Consider the following 17741-nt stretch of genomic DNA (forward strand, 5'->3'; position numbering starts at 1 on the left):
GCTAACTGTCGAATACCAGGGCGCGTTCCCGTCCTCGTTGGTTACGGCTCTCGAATCTGTCTGCGAACCGACTGGACAGTGTTCCCAGTGAGAGCTTGTCATCGCTTCCCATGCCGTTGGCCACCGTCCACTTCTCGAAAGCCTCAAGTCCCTTGTTGCCCTGCTTGATGAGCTCTGGGAACGGTCTGAGGTTTCCATGGACGTCGGCGATGGCCACACCGTGCGGATAGGCGGCCTGGAACTGGGCGGGTGTCACCTTCGGTTTGAAGCCGTTGGCCATGAGGATCTGGGCGTAGGTGTGCTGACGTCCGAGTGTCGCGATGTCGTCCTCCTTGTTGACCCGGTCCATCCGGGTTTCGTCGTCTCCGCCGAAGGCCCCCTCGGCGGAGAGACCGGTGCTCAGCGCCAGCCAACCGAGAGCCAGGGGCATGGTCGTCGCGGTGAGCGTGCTCGTCACCCCGACGCCCGTGTCACGGATGAAAACCAGCAGGTCATCCCGCTGCTTGTCGAGAAGGTCCAGATTTCCCTGAACTTTCTCGACGGCCGCCAGCTCGAAACCGCGCACGTTGCCCAGAGCCGTGAACACCCGGTCCATGTGCTCGACGTTCCCGGTTCTGCGGGTCGTCGCCGAGGCGTCGGTGATCACCTTCTGGGAGAAGCGGCCCATACCCTCGTCGAACGGCGTCAGGTTCTTCGCCGAGTTAGCGAAGGTCTTCAGAAAGCGGTAGGTGTCCTTCGGGCTCAAAGTGAATGCCGACTTCGTGCCGAACGCCGAGGTGGCGGGCTTCAGGGCGCTGTCCTCGATCATGTTCGCATCGCCGATGTTGGCGCCCTCGGTGATTTCGGTGGCGTACGCGCCCGCGATCTCGGCCAGGTGCTTTCTGACCTCCTCGCCGAGTTCGAGGTCGTCGAACGTCGTCATCACGGTGAAGGCGAACGCGGCGGATTTCTTGCTGTGAGCGCCATCTTCTTCGTCGTAGGCGCCGGAGGCTGCGGCGAGTAGCCGGCCGAAGGCGTCATCGTCGAAGGCGTCGGTCCCCGAGGCGTCATACGGGCCATGAACGTGGTCGTTGTGGTTCTTCAGGAACTCCTTCAGTTTCGAAGGATCCTTCTCGTACGGCCCGACCAGCGCCGTGATCGCCTGGCGCGCGGCGGCGGGATTGTTGCCCAGGGCGTACAGGATTCCAGGGCTGGTCTTTCCGGACTTGGAGAACCCCTGGGCCAGTGCTGCTCCGGCCAGCCATTCGGTGGGGAACTTCCCGGCGCTCAGCAGGAGGCTGGCTCCGAACCGGTCCTCACCTGACTGGCCGGGCTGCCGTACCGCGTCCATGACCTTGGCGAATCCGGGGACGCGCGATCCTCCGGTGACGGCCGTGCCGAGAGCCTGGCTCACGGTGCGGAGGGCCTCGTCATCGGGGCGGGGTGGGCCAAGGGTCGCCTGGGGACGGGAACTGTCCAGGTTCCCGCGCAGCAGTACGGGAAGTCCCAGGGTTCCTTTCACGCCGAGGGCGGCGAAGAAGGCCGCGGTGTAGTCGGCGTCGTTCTTGTTGGCGGCCAGTTGGCCGAGGACCTTCTCGTATTCCTCGGACGAGGTACGTCCGAACCAGGGGACGCTGCCGACAGACTCGATGTCCATCAGGCGTTTGGCGAGATCAGTGCCCTTTTTCCTGGCTTCCTCGGGAGAGAGGTGTTTCCCCTCGTCGTAGGCGAGCAGCCCGGCGCCAGGGAGCCAGGTCAGGTCCTCGCCCGCCTGGATCGTTGCCCCGCGTCTGCGCAGTCCTGGCAGCTCATCGTCGATCCACCCCTCGATCTCCTTGACCTGGCGTAGTGCCGTCGCCGGGACCTCGGCTGCGGTGAGGAGTTGGCGGATGCGTTCCGACTGTTCGGCGATGACGTCGCGGCCGTGTTCCAGGGCGGTGATGAAGGTCTTCATCAGGTCGGGGTCGATGCCGTTGAAGTCCGGTGACAGCGGTCCTGTTCCCGACGTCATCGCCCCACCGTTCTTCTCGCCCTGTTTTCAGTTATTTCACCCTAACCAACGAGCTGCGTGGCGAAGAATGCGGATTTATCCCTTAAATCAGCCTCTATGTCAGGGATCGCCGAGGAGAAGGGCCTCTCCTGACATGGCGGAACCCCCGGAGACCGGGGGTTCCGTTTTCTGTCCTGAGCTGGTGGACCCTGGGACCCGCCTCACCGCGGGGTGGACGGGTCAGGCGCAGAGGTTGATGAACCAGACCGCGTCCCAGTTCGTGATGAACTGGGCTCCGGGCGCTATGTACCTGAGGGTGCGGTGATACTCGTCGCGGAGCTCCACGCGGACGTCCTGGTTGTTGAAATAGGGCGTCGTGCCCTCCCATCTCGCCAGCGCGTACTCGCGGCACTGGTAGAACTGGAAAAGCGTGTAGCCGCTGCCGTTCCTGATCCAGGTGCAGAACCTGCCGGACGCGCAGTCGTTGACCCAGTCGGTGGCCTGCTGCTGGGTCCAGGATTTCGTGTCCCAGTACTCCGGGGCCGGGTTGACCGTGGGCCACGCCAGTGCCGATTTCGCCGTCGTGGATACGTTCCCCACGCTCGCGACATCCGCCCCGGCCGGGCTGGTGAGGCCCGCGAGAGTCGCGACGACAAGGGTCAGCGCTGCCAGGACGCGTTTGATAGCTGACACGTGCACTCCATCCTTGGGCGATTACCTCGCCACCGATCAAATCAGAGGCCGGAGAGCGATATAGGCCGATAAAATGCCATTTTTCGCTGGTTTACTGCCAACCTCGGATCGACGAAAGGAAGGCCCTCTCACAACAGGGGTCAGGCCAGGTCCCACAGGAGACGGTAGTAGGCGATGCGCTCACGGTCGGGGGCGACGCCGTACGACTCGTAGACAAGGTGGTCGTAGCCGGGGCCGTGGTTCCACTCGGTGCTCCAGGCGGCGACGGCGAGGTCGGCCCACCGGTCGGCCACCCCGAGCGAGCCGAGATCGACGTGCGCGGCGAACGTGCCGTCGTCGTTCACCAGCGTGTTGGGGGCGCAGGCGTCCCCGTGACAGACGACCAGGCGGTCGATCGGGGGCGGATCGCCGATGGTGGCCCTGGCCCTGGCGAGGTCGAGGTGGCGGTGTTCGGGGGACCAGTTCTTGGGGCCCTCGCCGTCGGCGATGCGTTCGTCGGCGCGGACGAGCCGCCGCTCGACGCTCCAGTCGAACGGGCACTCCTCGACGGGCAGGGCGTCGTGCAGGACGCGCAGCCCACGGCCGATCGCGCGCGCCGCGGTCGTGGAGGCCTCCGGGGTGACGCGCCAGCGGTCGTCCACCGCGGAACGGCCGGGGATCGCCGTCGTGACCAGCCAGGAGCCGTCGGCGTCACTACCGTGTTCGAGGACCGGTGGGACGTTCACCCAGCGCCGTGCCCAGGTCAGGCGCTCCGCCTCGGCGAGCAGGTCGATCTCCGGGGTGCCGGTCGCGATCCACTTGGCGTATCTGACGCCGCCCCGCCCGTCGTCGAGCCGGAAGGTCAGGCCACCCAGCTCGTTGCGCCACACGGGGATGATGTCGTCGTCCCCGGCGAGTCTCGCCACGACGTCGGGTACGGGCACCGGACCGGTCGGGATCTCGTCGATCTCGGGAAGACTCATGGGTCGCGATGCTCCCAGGCATGCCGTACCAGGGACAAAGGGTTTTCCGCCGAGCGGGTCACGTCCCGGCGCGGGCTGGGATTCCCCGGTCCGTGACCACCAGGACCACGCCGAGCACGGCGGTGACGACCATGATCAGGGCGAGGACGTGCAGGCGGCCGTCGTTCACGGTGGTGTGGGAGGCCAGGGAGATCAGCGCGGTCGAGGCGATCGAGCCGAGGAAGCCCGAGGTGCGCAGCAGTCCAGAGGCGGTGCCGAGCTGGGACGGCGGGGCCTGGGCGTACAGGGTGGTCTGGTTGGCGCTGACGGTCGTGCCCAGGGTGATCCCGAAGGCGAGCGTGATGCCCACGACCCAGATGATCGGGGTGCTCTCGGTGAGGAGGAGGACCCCCACCGATCCGGCCAGGCAGGAGAGCGCGGAGACGACGAGCGGGACGCGGATGAGGTTGCGCCGGGAGATGGGCCGTACGAGCAGGGCCGAGAGCGCGCTCATGGGCAGCAGGAGCAGACCCGCCGCCCTCGACGACACGCCCCGCTCCGCCTGCATCCACTGGGTGAGGCCGTACAGGACGGTGTAGACGCACAGGGACGCCACGGCGAAGCGCAGATAGGTGCGGGTGAGCGCCGGGTCAGCACGCAGCAGGCGCATGTCGATGAAGGGACGGCTCGCCCGCAGCTCCCACCACATGAGCCCACCACCGAGCAGTACGGCCAGGCCAAGGGCGATCCAGTCGGGGTTCGGCAGCCCCGTCAGGAACACCAGCAACGCCGCCGTCGCTCCACCGAATCCGGCGATGCCGACCACGTCGATGCGGGCCGCGAGTTGCTTTGGTGTCACCGGTCCCTCGACGGGTGGGTCGGCGGGGATCCACAGCAGGCCCATGACCAGGGCCGCGAGCGCGACGGGCAGGTTGACCAGGAACGTGGTCCGCCACCCCCAGGCGTCGACCAGGATGCCGCCGATGGGAAGGCCGAGGGCGGCGGTCGCGGCACCGGCGATCATCAGGCCGCCGAGCACGCCACCGGGCGGCGCGGTCAGGCCCGCCGTCTCCGCGCGGCGCCGGATGAGCAGCATCGCCGAGGGGTAGACGGCCGAGCTGCCCACGCCGATCAGTGTCCTGGCCACGACCAGGGCGGTCAGGCTCCGTCCGGTCCCGCCCACGATCCCGCCCGCCAGGACGATGAGCAGGCCGGTCAGGAAGACGCGGCGGGCCCCGAACTCCTCGGCGAGCTTCCCGCCGGTCGGCTGGGCGATGGCCCCGGCCAGGTAGAGCGCGGAGACCAGCACCGCGGTCCGGCCGACCGGGACGTGCACGGCGGCGGCGACCGGCACCAGCGCGGTCGCGATGAGGGAGGTGTTGACGGCGTTGATCGCCGATCCGGTGAACAGCGGCGTCACGAACCGCCAGGAGAAGGCGGAGTCCCGCGTCACAGGCTCTCGCCGAGCCGTTCGATCAGGGGCAGCGCCGCCATCAGGGTCGCCAGCTCGGCGGGGGTGAACCCACCACCGGCGAGCGCGCGCTCCAACTGCTCGGCGCGGGCGTCGCGTCTGGCCCGCAGCGCCCGCAGCCCGGCCTCGGTCACCGACATCACCACCCGCCGCCCGTCCGCGGGGTCGGGACGGCGCTCGACCAGGCCACGCCCTTCGAGCCCGGCGAGCGTCACCCCCATCGCCTGCGGGGTGATCTGCTCGCATCTGGCCAGGTCACTCGCCGTGGCGGCTCCGGCCCGCTCCAGGCGCGACAGGGCGGAGACCTCGGGAAGGGTCAGCTCACCCCGGAGCGGCTGCCGGAGCCGCCGCACGAAAAGTCCCAGGCTCGCCTGGACCGCGGAGGCCACCACCCGCACGTCCGGATCATCGACCATGGTCGAGAACCTAGTTTCATCAACCCAGGTTTTCAAGCTGGGTTTCACATCTACGCGGGACGCCGCCCGGAGAACATGACATAGCCACCCAGAAGTACCAGTCCGGTCACCATCTGCGCCGCCAGGAGGGGCAGCGGATCAGCGGGCCGTACGGCCAGCGCGAGGAAGGCGGGCACGCAGCCGAGCAGGGCGAGATCGACGCCGGTCAGCGCCCACAGCAGCGGCCCCGTGGGGATCGCGCCGCCCGGGGTGTCGATGACCGGCATGGAGTTGTCGATCGGGCGCCTCCTGGCCATCCGCAGCGCCCCGACCGCCAGGACGGGACCGCAGGCCGGGCCGAACAGCGACCACCACGCGCCCGCGCCGCTCAGCCAGAGGGCCGCCCCCAGCCAGCAGGCGCCGAGCAGGGCAGGAGGCAGGGCCCGTACGGCCAGCGCGGCACGGGAGCCGACGGCCAGCATCCGCAGCAGGGCGGGATTGTCGCCGTCACGGCGGGCACCGGAGGTGACGGAGACCGAGGCTATGAGCGCGCCCGCGATCACCAGCGCGGCGGCGACCTGGGGGAGTCCGGCGTTCACGGCCAGGGTGGGCAGCGCGGTGGCGCCGGCCAGCACCGCGAGCCGTACCGGACGGCGGGTGATGCGGCGGGCCTCCTGCCAGGCCAGCGTCCAGGCGCCCGACACCGGCCAGCGGCGCGAGCGCAGCGCCCGGCCCCGCCAGTGGTTGTCCTCGACCGCCCAGGTCAGGGCGCCCGGATCCAGCGTCACGGTCGCCTGCGCCACCCTCCCGGAGCGGGCGGAGGCGGCCAGGATCGCGCGGGCGGGGACACGGTCGAGCGCCGTCCAGGCCCGCCGTACCAGAAAGGCGGCCACCGCTGCGGCGCAGCAGGCGAGCGCGCCGGTCAGCCCGGCGGGGAGAGCGGTCAGCGTCCGGCCAGGGCCCGAACCGGACACGGCGAGCAGTACGGCGGCCGCCAGGGTGACGGCGATCAAAGCCTGTAGCCGGGTGTCCCAGGTGGGGAGGGCCTGACCGAGGACACCGAGCGCCATCCCGCCGAGCCCGGCGCCGAGGCCGACCACCAGCGCGGCCGTCAGCCGCAGGGGAAGCAGGTCGGGGGCTCCGAGCACGGAGACCAGCGCGACGCCCAGCACCAGCCCGCCCAGGACGGAGACCACGAGCAGCGCCCGCGCGGTCCTGCCCAGGACGGTACGGCGAGGCAGCGGGGAGAGCAGGCGCCACGAGGCGTCGGCGGCGCCGAGCACCACGGGACCGGCCATCCTGACGAGCGCCAGATAACCCGCGTAGGCCACGGCGACCAGTGCGAGCCCGGACCCGACCCGCCGGGGATCGGCCTGGTGGGCGAGGTCACCGAGCAGGGAGGCGACCGGCTGACCGACGACCGCGAGGACCACGGCGATGGTCAACAGCGTCGTGTACCAGTCCTGCCAGCGCCTCATCGCACGGCCTCAAGCCTGACCAGGCGGGCACCGCAGGCTTCGGCGAGCCCGAGGTCGTGGGTGGCCATGACGACGGCGCCGCCCCGCACCGCGTATTCGCGCAGGATGTCCGCCAGACGGTCGCGGAAGGCGGTGTCCAGCCCGCGCTCCGGCTCGTCGAGCAACAGCAGACGACTCGGCCTGACCAACGCCGTGGCGAGCGAGACCCGCTGACGCTGCCCGGTCGAGAGGGTCAGCGGGTGCAGATCGGCACGTCCTCCGAGGTCGAAGGCGGCAAGAGCCGCCCCGACATCCATCCGCCCGTCACGGTGGGTCGTCGTCACCAGTTCCAGGTGTTCCTGGACGCTCAGACCCGGGTACCAGGCGGGTTCGTCGCCGGTCAGGGCCACCTCGCGCCAGAACGTCGCCGTGTCCGTCGGCGGGTCGCCCAGCACCAGGATCCGGCCGGTCGCGGGGGTCTCCAGGCCTGCCAGGCAGCGCAGCAGGGTTGACTTGCCCGCGCCGTTCTCGCCGATGACGGCCACGATCTCTCCCGGGGCCGCCGTCAGATCCACTTCGCGCAGTACGGCCTGGCCGCCGAGATCCACCTGGATGTCGTGGGCGGCGATCGTCGGTTCCACGGTCACGAACCCAGGGTGGCGTTGACGCCGTGGACGCGGCCGAGGTGGTCGAAGTCGGCGGTCGCGGTGAAGGCCGGGCCGGTGAGGGTCAGCCTGGTGTGGTTCGCGTCGAAGGCCGCGCCCAGGCCGCGCCGTACCGCGTAGCCGTACAGGGCGCGGCGGTGGTCGCTCAGGTGGAGGTCGGTGAGGGCCTGCTGGATGACGCGCACCACGCGGGCGGGCTCCGGAGGCGGCAGCAGGAAGGCGGGGTGTTCGACGAGGAACGCGACGCGGGTGCCGCCGCCCGCGTCGCCGCCGTAGGAGGTCCAGAGTCCGGTCACGGCCTTGGCGGCCTCGGTGAGGACGGCGGCGGCGAGGTACGGCTCGGCGGGGGAGCCGGGCAGCGCGGAGAAGGGCACCTCGGGCGAGGAGAGTTCCGCGATGCCGTACCGGTGGCCGAAGTCGCGCAGCGTCAGGGACGCCTGCGTCACCGGCGCCGGGAAGCCGGACGGGTTGGCCCAGGCCCACAGCCACGAGCCCGTGCTGGGGGCCGCAGTGCCGAGCAGGTGGAACCGGGAGCAGGCGATCGGTCGGCTCCCGGTGAACTCGAACCGCTGTTCGCGCAGGTCGACGTTCCAGTCGTGGTCGCCGAGGACCTCCGCCAGGTGCAGCTGGTGTTCGAGGGAGAGCAGCGCCGCGTCGTCGAGGAGGTTCGCCAAGGTGAGTGATTCCGGCACGCCCGCAGACTAGGGGGTCTCGCTGAGGGAGTCCACTTCGTGTGGATTGTCGGGAATTCTCCCGCCGCTCATGGTGCAGGGGAAGGGACATGCGGTTGGCGGTGGCATGGATGCGTCCCACGGCGCCTGGACACGTTCCACAGAACCCCAGGAGGGGACGCGGTGCGTTCAGTGCGAACGTGCCTCATGGCGCTTGGGTGGGGGTGCGAACGTGTTCCACGGTGTCCGGGAGGGTGGGCGTGCCTCATGGCGCTTGGGTGGGGGTGCGGCGCGTGCGTTTGCGGTTGGTGGGGGTGCGAACGTACTCTTCCGGCAACGCGTTGACGGAGACGAGTAGTCCCCGGGTGAGGACAGGCGGAGAGAGCCGCCGGAAGCTGCGAAGGCGGACCTGTCCCCGGGGGTGAAGACCCTCCCGAGCGCGGGGAGGAACGACGTGCGTCCAAGCGTGCGCCCAATGCCCTGCCGGCCGGCCCCCGTGATCGGGCCTTCGAGGCCGTCGTGACGGCGGCGAAAGTGCGGTGGCACCGCGAGTTCCCTTCTCGCCCGCACTCCCAAGGGATCACCACTCACTGAGCTGAGGTTTGTGATGATCTCCACCTCCACCACCCGTGTCCTGGCCGCGGAACTCCCGCTACGGATCGGCGACCGGGTCACCGTCCAGGGCTGGCTGCACCGGGGACGGCCCCTGAAGTCCGTGGTCTTCCTCGTCCTGAGGGACCGCTCCGGCCTGGCCCAGGCCGTGTTCACCGAGCCGGAGGCCATGGCCGCGGCCTCCGGTCACCCCGAGGAGACGGTTCTGAGCGTCACCGGGACCGTGACCGCCAACCCCCAGGCCCCCGGAGGGGTCGAGCTGACCTCTCCCGAGGTCGTCGCCCTGTCGGGGCCCGCAGAGGCCCCGCCGTTCGACCTGTACCGGCCCGGCGTGCCCGCCACGCTGCCGACCGTCCTGGACCACGCGCCGGTCACCCTGAGGCACCCGCTGCTGCGCGCCCCGCACGTCATCTCCGCCGCCTCGGTGGCGGGGTTCAGGGCGGCGCTGGACGGGCTCGGCTTCACCGAGATCCACACGCCGAAGGTGGTGGCCTCGGCGACCGAGTCCGGCGCCAACGTCTTCGCGATCGACTGGTTCGGCACCCCCTCCTACCTGGCCCAGTCCCCGCAGTTCTTCAAGCAGGCCATGGTCGGCGTCTTCGAGCGGGTCTACGAGACCGGCCCGGTCTTCCGCGCCGAGCCACACGACACCGCGCGGCACCTGGCCCAGTACACCTCGCTGGACGCCGAACTCGGCTTCGTCGGCGACCACCGGGACGTGATGGCCGTGCTGCGCGAGGTGCTCGCGGGCATGACGGAGACCGTCGCGCGCCAGGCGGGCCAGGAGTGCGCGCTGCTCGACGTCACGCTTCCCGAGGTGCCCGAGCGCATCCCGGAGATCCACTTCTCCAGGGCGCAGGAGCTCATCGCCGCAGGCACCGGCGAGGACCCCAGGGGGGAGCCGGACCTCGCCCCGGCGCACGAGCGCTGGCTGTCGGAGTGGGCGCTGCGCGAGCACGGCAGTGAGTTCCTGTTCGTCACCGGCTACCCGATGGTCAAGCGGCCGTTCTACACCCACCCCGAGCCGGGCAGGCCGGAGTACTCCAACAGCTTCGACCTGCTCTTCCGGGGACTTGAGCTGGTCACCGGGGGCCAGCGCCTGCACCGGTACGAGGACTATCTCGCCGCCCTGGCCGCCAGGGGCGAGTCCGCGCGGCCGTACGAGGGCTATCTGTCGGCGTTCCGGCACGGCATGCCGCCGCACGGCGGGTTCGCCTTGGGGCTCGAACGGTGGACGGCCAGGCTGACCGGGGCGGACAACATCCGCCGCGCCACCCTGTTCCCCCGTGACCTGCACCGCCTGACGCCCTGACGCGTGTGGCCCGCCTCTCGTCGGCGAATTTCAGGGGCGGGCCGTACGGCCCTCCGCGGGGGGTTCCCCCGTCACACCGCCGAGCAGGTGTTTCCTGCCCCAGGCGCCGAGCGGGTCCAGGGCCTCGTTGAGGGAGTAGCCCAGCGGGGTCAGGGAGTACTCGACGCGGGGTGGCACCTCGGCGTACACCTCGCGGTGCACGATGCCGTCCCCCTCAAGCTCGCGTAACTGGGAGGCGAGCACCTTCTCGGTCACCCCCGGCACCAGCCTGCGCAGCTCGCCGAAGCGGCACGCCTGTTTGTCGAGTGCCCAGATGATCAGCACCTTCCACTTGCCGCCGATCACGTCCATCGCCGCGTCGATCCCGCAGACGTACGCTCCCGGCCTCGGTACGGTCGCCATCCCACGCCCTCCTGCCTGCTCGCTCACCCCGGGGTAAGCACCCACTTCGAAGTGCGTACTTGTTCGCCAGGGGAACCGTGACCAGCCTGGACGACATGGAAGAGAACATCTCGGGCCTCACCCTTCTCGGACTCGGCACCATGGGCACCGCGCTGGCCCACGCCTGGCTGGCTGCGGGTCACCCGCTGACCGTCTGGAACCGTACCCCAGGCAGAGCGAAACCGCTCGTCGGGCGGGGCGCGCGGATCGCCGCGAGCGCCGCGGAGGCGGTGGCCGCCAACCGTCTCGTGGTCACCTGCCTGCTCGACGACGCCTCGGTCGGCGAGACGCTGGACGGCGTCGACCTGGCGGGCAGGGACCTGGTCAACCTCACCACCGGCACCCCCGCCCAGGGACGCGCCCGCGCCGTGTGGGCGGCGGAGCGCGGCGCCCGCTTCCTGGACGGCGGCATCATGGCGGTCCCGCCGATGATCGGCGTCCAGGAAGCGGGCGCCTTCGTCCTCTACAGCGGCTCACACGACCTCTTCGACGAGCACCGGGACACGCTGGCCGTACCGGCACATCCCGTCCACGTCGGCGAGGACGCCGGATACGCCGCGCTGCACGACGTGGCGCTGCTGAGCGCGATGACCGGGATGTTCGCCGGGATCGCGCACGCCTTCGCGCTGCTGCGCAGGGAGAAGGAGATCTCGCCGAGGGAGTTCGCCCCCATGCTGGCCGGGTGGCTCACCGCCATGACCTCCTCCGCGTACAGCACCGCCGACCAGCTGGAGAGCGGGGACTACACCAGGAACGTGACCTCCAACCTCGCCATGATGGTCGAGGGCAACGCGACGATGCTGCGCACGGCCGAGGAGCAGGGGGTCAGCGCCGAGTTGCTCACCCCGTTCATGACGCTGATGGAACGCCGGCTGGCCGACGGGCACGGCGACGAGGACACCACGGGGGTGATCGACCTGATCCTCCACTGACCCCTGGGTGATTTGTGGGGGTTTGGGTGGGTAATCCTCACGGGACAAAGGGCGAAGGAGGGGACATGTCAGCGACGAAGAAGATCCTGGTCGTCGTCACCAACGTCGGCGAGTACGAGAAGGCGGGCATGCGCACTGGCCTGTGGCTGGGGGAGCTGACGCACTTCTGGGACTACGCCGAGCGGGCAGGGTTCTCCATGGACATCGCGAGCCCGTCCGGCGGCACGATCCCGATCGACCCGGAGAGCCTGGCCCACGACGTGCTGGCCGAGCTGGGTACGGAACGGCGCTATCGGGACAGAAGGTTCATGAACCTCCTCGACGACACTGTGCGGGTGGCCGACGTCGACGTCGAGGACTACGACGCGATCTATCTCACCGGTGGGCACGGCGTCATGTTCGACTTCCCGCGCAGTGACGACCTGGAGTCGCTGGTCGCCAGGTTCCACGAGAGCGGGCGCGTGGTCTCGGCCGTCTGTCACGGTCCCTGCGGGCTGCTGAACGTCACGCTCTCCAACGGGGAGCCACTGGTCAGGGACCGGGACGTCACCGGCTTCTCCTGGCCGGAGGAGGAGGCGGCCGACCGCGAGGACGCCGTCCCCTACAGCCTCCAGGACGAGCTGAAGAAACTCGGGGCCCACTACAGCGTCGCGGACAGGCCGTTCGAGACCCATGTCGTCGAGGACGACCGGCTGATCACCGGCCAGAACCCCGGCAGTGCCAGGGGCGTCGCCGAGGCCGTCGTCAGACGCCTGCAACCCGCCTGAGCACGTCCACGGCGCTCACCAGCGAGCATGCCGTACGGCATCGCGGCCGGGTTCTCACAGCGGCAGCAGCCGGTCGAAGAAGCGGTCGAGTGGTGCCACGTGCCGTTCCCGGTCCTGCCAGCGGGCGGTCACGCTGCCGGGCAGGTGCACCTCGCTCGTCAGCGTGCCATTCCTGAAGACCCGGACCGCCGGGTGGATGGCCCCGCTCTGTCGCAGGCCGACGGTCACCAGGTCCCCGAAGCGCTCGACGGCGTAGTCCTCCGGCAGGTCCTCGTAGCGCTCGATGCCGTGCTCGGTGATCACCAGGGCGTCGACGAGGTAGTCCGCCTGCGCCCACAGCGCCGAACTGCTGTTGACCCGGTCGAGAACCGTCCCGGTCAGCGCGGGCCGGGGAACGTGGGTACGCGGGAGCCGTACCCCGTCGTAGCGTTCGGCGAGCAGGCGGCTGAGCGTCCGCAGGTTGTAGCGGAAGCCGTAGATGAACGCCGAGGAACCCCGCCTGGCGTCACGGGCCTGCATCATGGTGCCCGCGACGTAGAGCCCGGGAAGGCTCTCCGACTCCCAGTCGGAGGTGAGCGCGGGCAGCCTCCCGCCGGGGAGGGTCCGCAGCTCGTCGGCGAAGACCTCGGTGTCCATCCGGAAGCCGGTGCAGCGCAGCACCGCGTCGTACTCCAGCCGCTCGCGCCCGCCGTCCGCGTGGTTGTGGACGATGTCCACGGTGTAGGCCGCGCCGTCGAAGGAGATCCGCTCGACCGCGCAGTCGAGCAACGCGTGCGGCGCGCCGAAGCGGTGGCTGTCGAGCAGCGCGCCGTGGCAGCCCCGCACGTCCCCCGGGTGCCGGGAGTTCCAGGCGAGCCTGACCGGTCTCGGGCTGGCCAGGTGGATCGTCGAGGCGTGGTCGTGCAGGGCGTTCGCCGTCTCGAACGCCGCGTTTCCCTTGCCGAGGATCAGCACCCGCTTCCCGAGGAACCGCTCGGGATCGACCGTCATGTCCTCATACCCCTCGGCGTGCTCGATGCCAGGAATATCCGGAATGTACGGCCCGCCCCACCCGCAGGCCCAGATCAGGCACTCGGCCTGGAACGGGTCCCCGTCCTCGGTCTCCAGCCGGAACCCCTCCTCCTTGCAGGTCACCCGGCTGATCCCGGTGCCGAAGGCGATCCGCAGGTCGTGGGTGGTGTGGAAGTCGGTGAGGTAGCGCCGCAGGTCGTCGGGGGAGGGGAAGGAGTCGTCGCTGTAGGCGGGGAACAGCAGGGATGGGTCGTCGCTCAGCAGCGAGTTCCAGTCCCAGCGGAGCCTGGTCTCCGGATCGCCGGACCAGGTCCGCGCCCTGTTGGGCGAGATCAGCCGCCCGTGCCGGGGGAAACGGGCGAAGAAGCCGCCCGCCGACCGCTCCCGTTCGACGATCACGTAGTCGGCGCCCCGCTCCTGCAGGAAGTGGCCGATCTGCAACCCCGCCGGTCCGGCGCCGACCACGACGTAACGATGTTCCTGGATCACGGAGCCGGCCTTTCCTGAGGTTGCACGGGCCCAAGGGGGATACCCACCTCCGGTGAAGGTCACGTCAGCAGCGCGACCAGGGCCTCCCCCTTCGCGGTCGCCCGGATACGAACGTTGCGGCCGTGGCGTTCACGGTCCAGGAGCCCCGCCGCCTCAAGCTGGGCGCAGTGGTAGGTCGCGGCGGCGGGGGTCGAGCGCAGCAGGGTGGCGACCTCGCTCATGGTCAGCGACGCCGCGGCGGCCCGCAGGATGGCGGCGCGGGCCTGTCCCAGGGTGAGGGCCAGGGAGTCGGGCGAGACCTCGTCCGGGCCGCCGTCGTCCCACAGCACACCGAGCGCGGGCAGCGGGTAGCCGATCCACACCATCCTCGGATCGTCGAAGGCGAAGATGCTCGCGCCGTTGCCGGACACGATCGGCACCAGGGAGAGCCGCCGTCCGCCCAGGTCGAACCGCTTGGCCTGCTGGTCGGGAAGGCCGAGCGTGGTGCCCGAGAAGTGGAAACGCGGGCTGAGATTGCCCATGACCAGCTCAAGACGGTCGGTGACCGCGGCGGCCCCGATCCGCTCCCGCTCCCGTTTGAGCAGGCTGTCCGCCCGGCGCCAGACCGGCCTGAACTCCTTCCACAGCACGCGCATGAGATGCGAGTAGGCCTGGATCCACGCGCCGGGCCGCTCGACGACGGGCCGCCACTGGGCGGGTACGGCGGGCGGGAACTCCGCCTCAAGCTCGGCCAGCAGGGTCTCCGGGGAGAGGTCGGCCAGCCGTTCGAGGTGGCTGTCGGCGTCGGCCTCCGACATCGAGACCGTGGGGCTGACGCAGTCGGGGATGACGGAGAAGGACGGGGCGAACAGCGGGCGCAGCACCTCGGCCGCGTTGCGCGGGGCGGCGGACATGACCGCCCGCTGCCAGTGCCTGGGGACGCCGTGCGGACGGCCGCCCAGGGTCCCGGCCGTCAGCGACAGCAGCGTCGCCCCGGGATGGAGCACGACCGAGACTTTGACCTCGTCCAGGTCCCCAAGCTGGAGTTCGGAGAATCCCTGCATACGGCGCCCCCCTTTCGGTGCTTCCGCGGTGGGTGTCCCCTCCCGCTGAGGCCATAGTTTTGTCCCAATCCCAGGAGTGCGCACCTTTTAAGGATCATTTTAATGATTGTGGTTGATTTCGCTGTTCGCGATGCTTGTTCTGCGTGACCGGAACGGGGGCACGTGGGGGCGCGGAGTAGGGGGAACCATGCGTTTCACGGGGGTACGTACGGTTTCCTGAGCTCCGGGGGCGCTCACCGGGGGATGACGGTGAGTGCCGTCCGATGCCGGAGATGACCGTTCCGCCTGACGTATCAGTACAGCCGTGCCAGGACAGCGATTCCGGTACGGCCATGCCGATGCGACGTGCGGCGGAACGGATGGGCGGGGCGCCGGTCGCCAAGGCCCGGCGAGCGTGCGGCCCCACCGCGCGCCCGATCACGGCACCGGCGCCGCAGGGGACGGCGGATCGCCCGCCCATGAGGGATGCGGCGGGTCCGCTCCGCCGTCCACGGCCGTGTCAGCCGCCTGACGACGTGAGTCCCGAGGGAACCGTCAAGCAGGACACGGCCGAGCGGTACGGCCCCGCGGGGGCGTGGGGGCCGTACCGCCTGAACGGCGCCGCTTCAGCGAGCGGCGCCGTTCAGCTGTCTCCGGGGCCATGCGCCAGGGGCGCCTGTCGGGGCGTCGTGGGGCTGGGGCTCCTTTGGTCGGGGCTCCGAGGACTGGGAAAGCCTGGGGTTTGGGGACGCCGGGCATTCACAACCAGACTTTCAGGGATATATCACGAAATCACGTATTAAAAGCCCTGTCGGGGCGGTGGTGTCCGGGGGCATAAATCCGTGGATAGCGTTTCCTGGGGTACATATCCGAGAAAAGATCACGAATATCCTTACGTCAATATATAAAAGTGATCATGAAGGTTGTGAGCCCGGAGGGGAAGAATGGCCGCGTCAGGCCGTGGACCCCATCACCAGGACGGCATCGTCTCTTCCTGACCGTCCTGCTGGTCGCGGTCGCGCTGCGCGTCCTCACCGTCATGGGCTACCCGCCGGTCGTGTGGTTCGAGGACTCCTTCGACTACGTGGGCGTCGCCGAACGGCCACAGCCCTACGCGGTCCGCCCCAGCGGCTACCCCCTGCTGCTGTGGCTCCTGCGGCCACTGCACAGCTTCGCCGCCGTCGCGATCCTTCAGCACCTGATGGGACTGGCGACCGGGGTGACGGTCTACGCGCTCGTCCGCCGCAGGGCACCCGGGGCGCGGGCCGGATGGGCGGTGCTCGCCGCCGCCCCCGTCCTCCTCGACGCCTACCAGATCTTCTTCGAGCACACCGTGCTGAGTGACGTCCCCTTCACGTTCCTGGTGGTCACCGCCGTGGCGGTCGTGCTCTGGTCGCCCGGGATCACCCCCGGCCGCGCCGCCACGGCCGGACTGCTGCTGGCCGTCGCGACGCTCACCCGCTCCATCGGCCTCGTACTGCTCCCCCTCCTCGCCGCCCACCTCCTACTGACCCGCCCCCACCCCGCCCCTCCCACAACCACCCGCCTCCCGACCACCCGTCCTGGGACCGGACGTTTTCCGAGCGCCCGGCTCCTGGGTGCCCGCCTCGTACCCGCCCGTCTTCTGACCGGCCGCCTCTCGACCACCCACCCCCTGCCCACCGCCCGTCCTGGGACCGGCCGTTTTCCGAGCGTCCGGCTCCTGGCCGATCGTCTTCTGGGCACCCGCGCGGGCGCACAAACCCCGGCCACCCCCCTCCGACCCGCCCCCGCCACCCGTCCAGGCGCGCGAGCCCTGCTCACGACCCTGCTCGCGGTCACGGCCGCGGTGGCGGTCCCGCTCGGCGGCTACGCCGTGTGGTACGGCACCTGGCACGGCACTCCCTCGCTCAACGGTGGCAGCGGGGTGTGGCTGTGGGCCAGGACCATGCCGTTCGCCGACTGCCGGAGGATCAGGCCGCCCGAGGAGGAGGCCGTCCTGTGCCCGCCCCAGCCGGTCGGCTCGCGTCCGGCCTCGCCGTACTTCATCTGGTCGGACTGGTCACCCCTGCGCCGGGTACCCGGGCACCCCGTCGGCACCCGTGCCGACCTGTTCCAGCCGGAGATCGACGGCCTGGCGGGAAGCCTCGCCCGGCGCGCCATCACCGCCCAGCCACTGGACTATCTCCGGTTGGTCGGCACCGACCTGCGCAGAACGCTGAACTGGAGAAGGGGCCCGGTGCCGGGGGCCACGCCGGTTGTCTACAACCGCTACGTCTTTCCCAACGCCGAGGGCCCACTACCCGACGAGGTCAGGATCCCCGGCGGAAGCATCGGGGAGGACCTGCTGTCCTACGGACGTGAACGGCCGACAACCCGGGTCGTCGAGCCCGCGGCGGGAGTGATGCGCGCCTACCAGTCCTTCGGCTTCCTCCCCGGCCCCCTGTTCGGCGCCCTCAGCGCGGTAGCCCTCCTGGTGTGCGCGACCCATCTCATCCCACGCCCCCGAATCCCACGCCAACGAACCTCGGACGCCCGAACCCCGAACCCCGGGACCCCGAACCCCCAGAACTCGGACGCCCGGACCTCGAACTCCGTAGCCCAGCCAACGACCTCCCGATCCTCACCCGCGCAGACCGTGAATCCTCCAGCCCCCGACACCCAGCACACGGACACCCGCCCCCCGGGCGACCGGAGCCCGGATCCCCGGGTCCGGAGGAGAGCCGCTCTGGCCGGGGCGTTGCCGTTGGCCATGGCGTTCGCCCTCATCGTGGGGCCGGTGGCCGTCACCGCCTACGACAGTCGATATTGGCTGCCCGCCATCCCCCTGCTCTGCCTGGCCCCGGCTCTCACCCTCGCCGAGCGCCACTCTCGAACCACCCCCGGCGACAACCCCTGACCCACGCCTCGCCGT

Annotated in this window: 15 protein-coding genes; 4 read left to right on the plus strand and 11 right to left on the minus strand. The window is 70.2% G+C overall.

Going from position 1 to position 17741, the window contains the following annotated elements:
- Position 1: 1 nt before the first annotated feature.
- From FHS44_RS26410 to FHS44_RS26445, 8 genes are all read right to left on the minus strand, one after another.
- Positions 2-1990 (minus strand): DUF6571 family protein, encoded by a 1989-nt coding sequence (locus FHS44_RS26410; protein ID WP_184719349.1) that lies wholly within the window; start codon positions 1988-1990, stop codon positions 2-4.
- A gap of 219 nt (positions 1991-2209) precedes the next feature.
- Positions 2210-2662 (minus strand): hypothetical protein, encoded by a 453-nt coding sequence (locus FHS44_RS26415; protein WP_184719351.1) that lies wholly within the window; start codon positions 2660-2662, stop codon positions 2210-2212.
- Positions 2663-2802: 140 nt separating this feature from the next.
- Positions 2803-3624 (minus strand): aminoglycoside 3'-phosphotransferase, encoded by an 822-nt coding sequence (locus tag FHS44_RS26420; protein WP_184719354.1) that lies wholly within the window; start codon positions 3622-3624, stop codon positions 2803-2805.
- A 58-nt stretch (positions 3625-3682) separates the two neighbouring features.
- Entirely contained in the window at positions 3683-5056 is a 1374-nt protein-coding gene (locus tag FHS44_RS26425; protein ID WP_221461328.1) for an MFS transporter, read from the minus strand.
- The gene (locus FHS44_RS26430; protein WP_184719356.1) at positions 5053-5490 is read right to left on the minus strand and encodes a MarR family winged helix-turn-helix transcriptional regulator; all 438 of its coding nucleotides are present in this window, start codon (positions 5488-5490) and stop codon (positions 5053-5055) included. The genes FHS44_RS26425 and FHS44_RS26430 overlap by 4 nt, the downstream gene beginning before the upstream one ends.
- Positions 5491-5540: 50 nt before the next feature.
- Positions 5541-6947, minus strand: coding sequence for a DUF6297 family protein (locus FHS44_RS26435; RefSeq protein WP_184719358.1), 1407 nt, complete (start codon positions 6945-6947; stop codon positions 5541-5543).
- Entirely contained in the window at positions 6944-7573 is a 630-nt protein-coding gene (gene ccmA / locus FHS44_RS26440; protein ID WP_312863821.1) for a heme ABC exporter ATP-binding protein CcmA, read from the minus strand. Before ccmA ends, FHS44_RS26435 begins: the two co-directional genes overlap by 4 nt.
- The gene (locus FHS44_RS26445; protein ID WP_184719360.1) at positions 7570-8283 is read right to left on the minus strand and encodes a DUF6882 domain-containing protein; all 714 of its coding nucleotides are present in this window, start codon (positions 8281-8283) and stop codon (positions 7570-7572) included. The genes ccmA and FHS44_RS26445 overlap by 4 nt, the downstream gene beginning before the upstream one ends.
- Before the next feature lie 586 nt (positions 8284-8869).
- Here FHS44_RS26445 and aspS point away from each other — a divergent pair.
- A complete protein-coding gene (aspS, locus tag FHS44_RS26450; protein ID WP_184719362.1) occupies positions 8870-10186 on the plus strand; it encodes an aspartate--tRNA(Asn) ligase in 1317 nt (438 codons plus the stop codon).
- 30 nt (positions 10187-10216) lie between these two features.
- On the opposite strand, the gene FHS44_RS26455 is transcribed toward aspS, so the two are convergent.
- Positions 10217-10588: a winged helix-turn-helix transcriptional regulator gene (locus FHS44_RS26455; RefSeq protein WP_184719364.1), complete on the minus strand. Its 372-nt coding sequence runs from the start codon at positions 10586-10588 to the stop codon at positions 10217-10219.
- Between the two features lie 95 nt (positions 10589-10683).
- On the opposite strand from FHS44_RS26455, the gene FHS44_RS26460 reads away from it, so the two are divergent.
- Both FHS44_RS26460 and FHS44_RS26465 read left to right on the plus strand, forming a co-directional pair.
- Positions 10684-11559, plus strand: coding sequence for an NAD(P)-dependent oxidoreductase (locus tag FHS44_RS26460; protein ID WP_184719366.1), 876 nt, complete (start codon positions 10684-10686; stop codon positions 11557-11559).
- Positions 11560-11624: 65 nt separating this feature from the next.
- The gene (locus FHS44_RS26465; RefSeq protein ID WP_184719368.1) at positions 11625-12326 is read left to right on the plus strand and encodes a type 1 glutamine amidotransferase domain-containing protein; all 702 of its coding nucleotides are present in this window, start codon (positions 11625-11627) and stop codon (positions 12324-12326) included.
- Between the two features lie 54 nt (positions 12327-12380).
- Here the strand turns inward: FHS44_RS26465 and FHS44_RS26470 are convergent, their stop codons facing one another.
- Together FHS44_RS26470 and FHS44_RS26475 are read right to left on the minus strand one after the other, a co-directional pair.
- Positions 12381-13826: an NAD(P)-binding domain-containing protein gene (locus FHS44_RS26470; RefSeq protein ID WP_184719370.1), complete on the minus strand. Its 1446-nt coding sequence runs from the start codon at positions 13824-13826 to the stop codon at positions 12381-12383.
- Positions 13827-13885: 59 nt separating this feature from the next.
- Positions 13886-14869, minus strand: a complete 984-nt coding sequence (locus FHS44_RS26475) for a helix-turn-helix domain-containing protein (protein ID WP_184719372.1) — start codon at positions 14867-14869, stop codon at positions 13886-13888.
- A gap of 895 nt (positions 14870-15764) precedes the next feature.
- Here FHS44_RS26475 and FHS44_RS26480 point away from each other — a divergent pair.
- Complete coding sequence (locus FHS44_RS26480; protein ID WP_184719374.1) at positions 15765-17726, plus strand: hypothetical protein; 1962 nt, start codon at positions 15765-15767, stop codon at positions 17724-17726.
- Positions 17727-17741 lie beyond the last annotated feature (15 nt).

The organism is Streptosporangium saharense (assembly GCF_014203715.1).
Classification (GTDB): domain Bacteria; phylum Actinomycetota; class Actinomycetes; order Streptosporangiales; family Streptosporangiaceae; genus Streptosporangium; species Streptosporangium saharense.

What these genes read in the sequence shown, in the direction of transcription:
- FHS44_RS26420 (WP_184719354.1), bottom strand. Translation starts at nt 3,624, where the DNA reads ATGAGTCTTCCCGAGATCGACGAGATCCCGACCGGTCCGGTGCCCGTA.
- FHS44_RS26410 (WP_184719349.1), bottom strand. Translation starts at nt 1,990, where the DNA reads ATGACGTCGGGAACAGGACCGCTGTCACCGGACTTCAACGGCATCGAC.
- FHS44_RS26465 (WP_184719368.1), top strand. Translation starts at nt 11,625, where the DNA reads ATGTCAGCGACGAAGAAGATCCTGGTCGTCGTCACCAACGTCGGCGAG.
- aspS (WP_184719362.1), top strand. Translation starts at nt 8,870, where the DNA reads ATGATCTCCACCTCCACCACCCGTGTCCTGGCCGCGGAACTCCCGCTA.
- FHS44_RS26475 (WP_184719372.1), bottom strand. Translation starts at nt 14,869, where the DNA reads ATGCAGGGATTCTCCGAACTCCAGCTTGGGGACCTGGACGAGGTCAAA.
- FHS44_RS26435 (WP_184719358.1), bottom strand. Translation starts at nt 6,947, where the DNA reads ATGAGGCGCTGGCAGGACTGGTACACGACGCTGTTGACCATCGCCGTG.
- FHS44_RS26460 (WP_184719366.1), top strand. Translation starts at nt 10,684, where the DNA reads ATGGAAGAGAACATCTCGGGCCTCACCCTTCTCGGACTCGGCACCATG.
- FHS44_RS26455 (WP_184719364.1), bottom strand. Translation starts at nt 10,588, where the DNA reads ATGGCGACCGTACCGAGGCCGGGAGCGTACGTCTGCGGGATCGACGCG.
- FHS44_RS26480 (WP_184719374.1), top strand. Translation starts at nt 15,765, where the DNA reads ATGAAGGTTGTGAGCCCGGAGGGGAAGAATGGCCGCGTCAGGCCGTGG.
- FHS44_RS26430 (WP_184719356.1), bottom strand. Translation starts at nt 5,490, where the DNA reads ATGGTCGATGATCCGGACGTGCGGGTGGTGGCCTCCGCGGTCCAGGCG.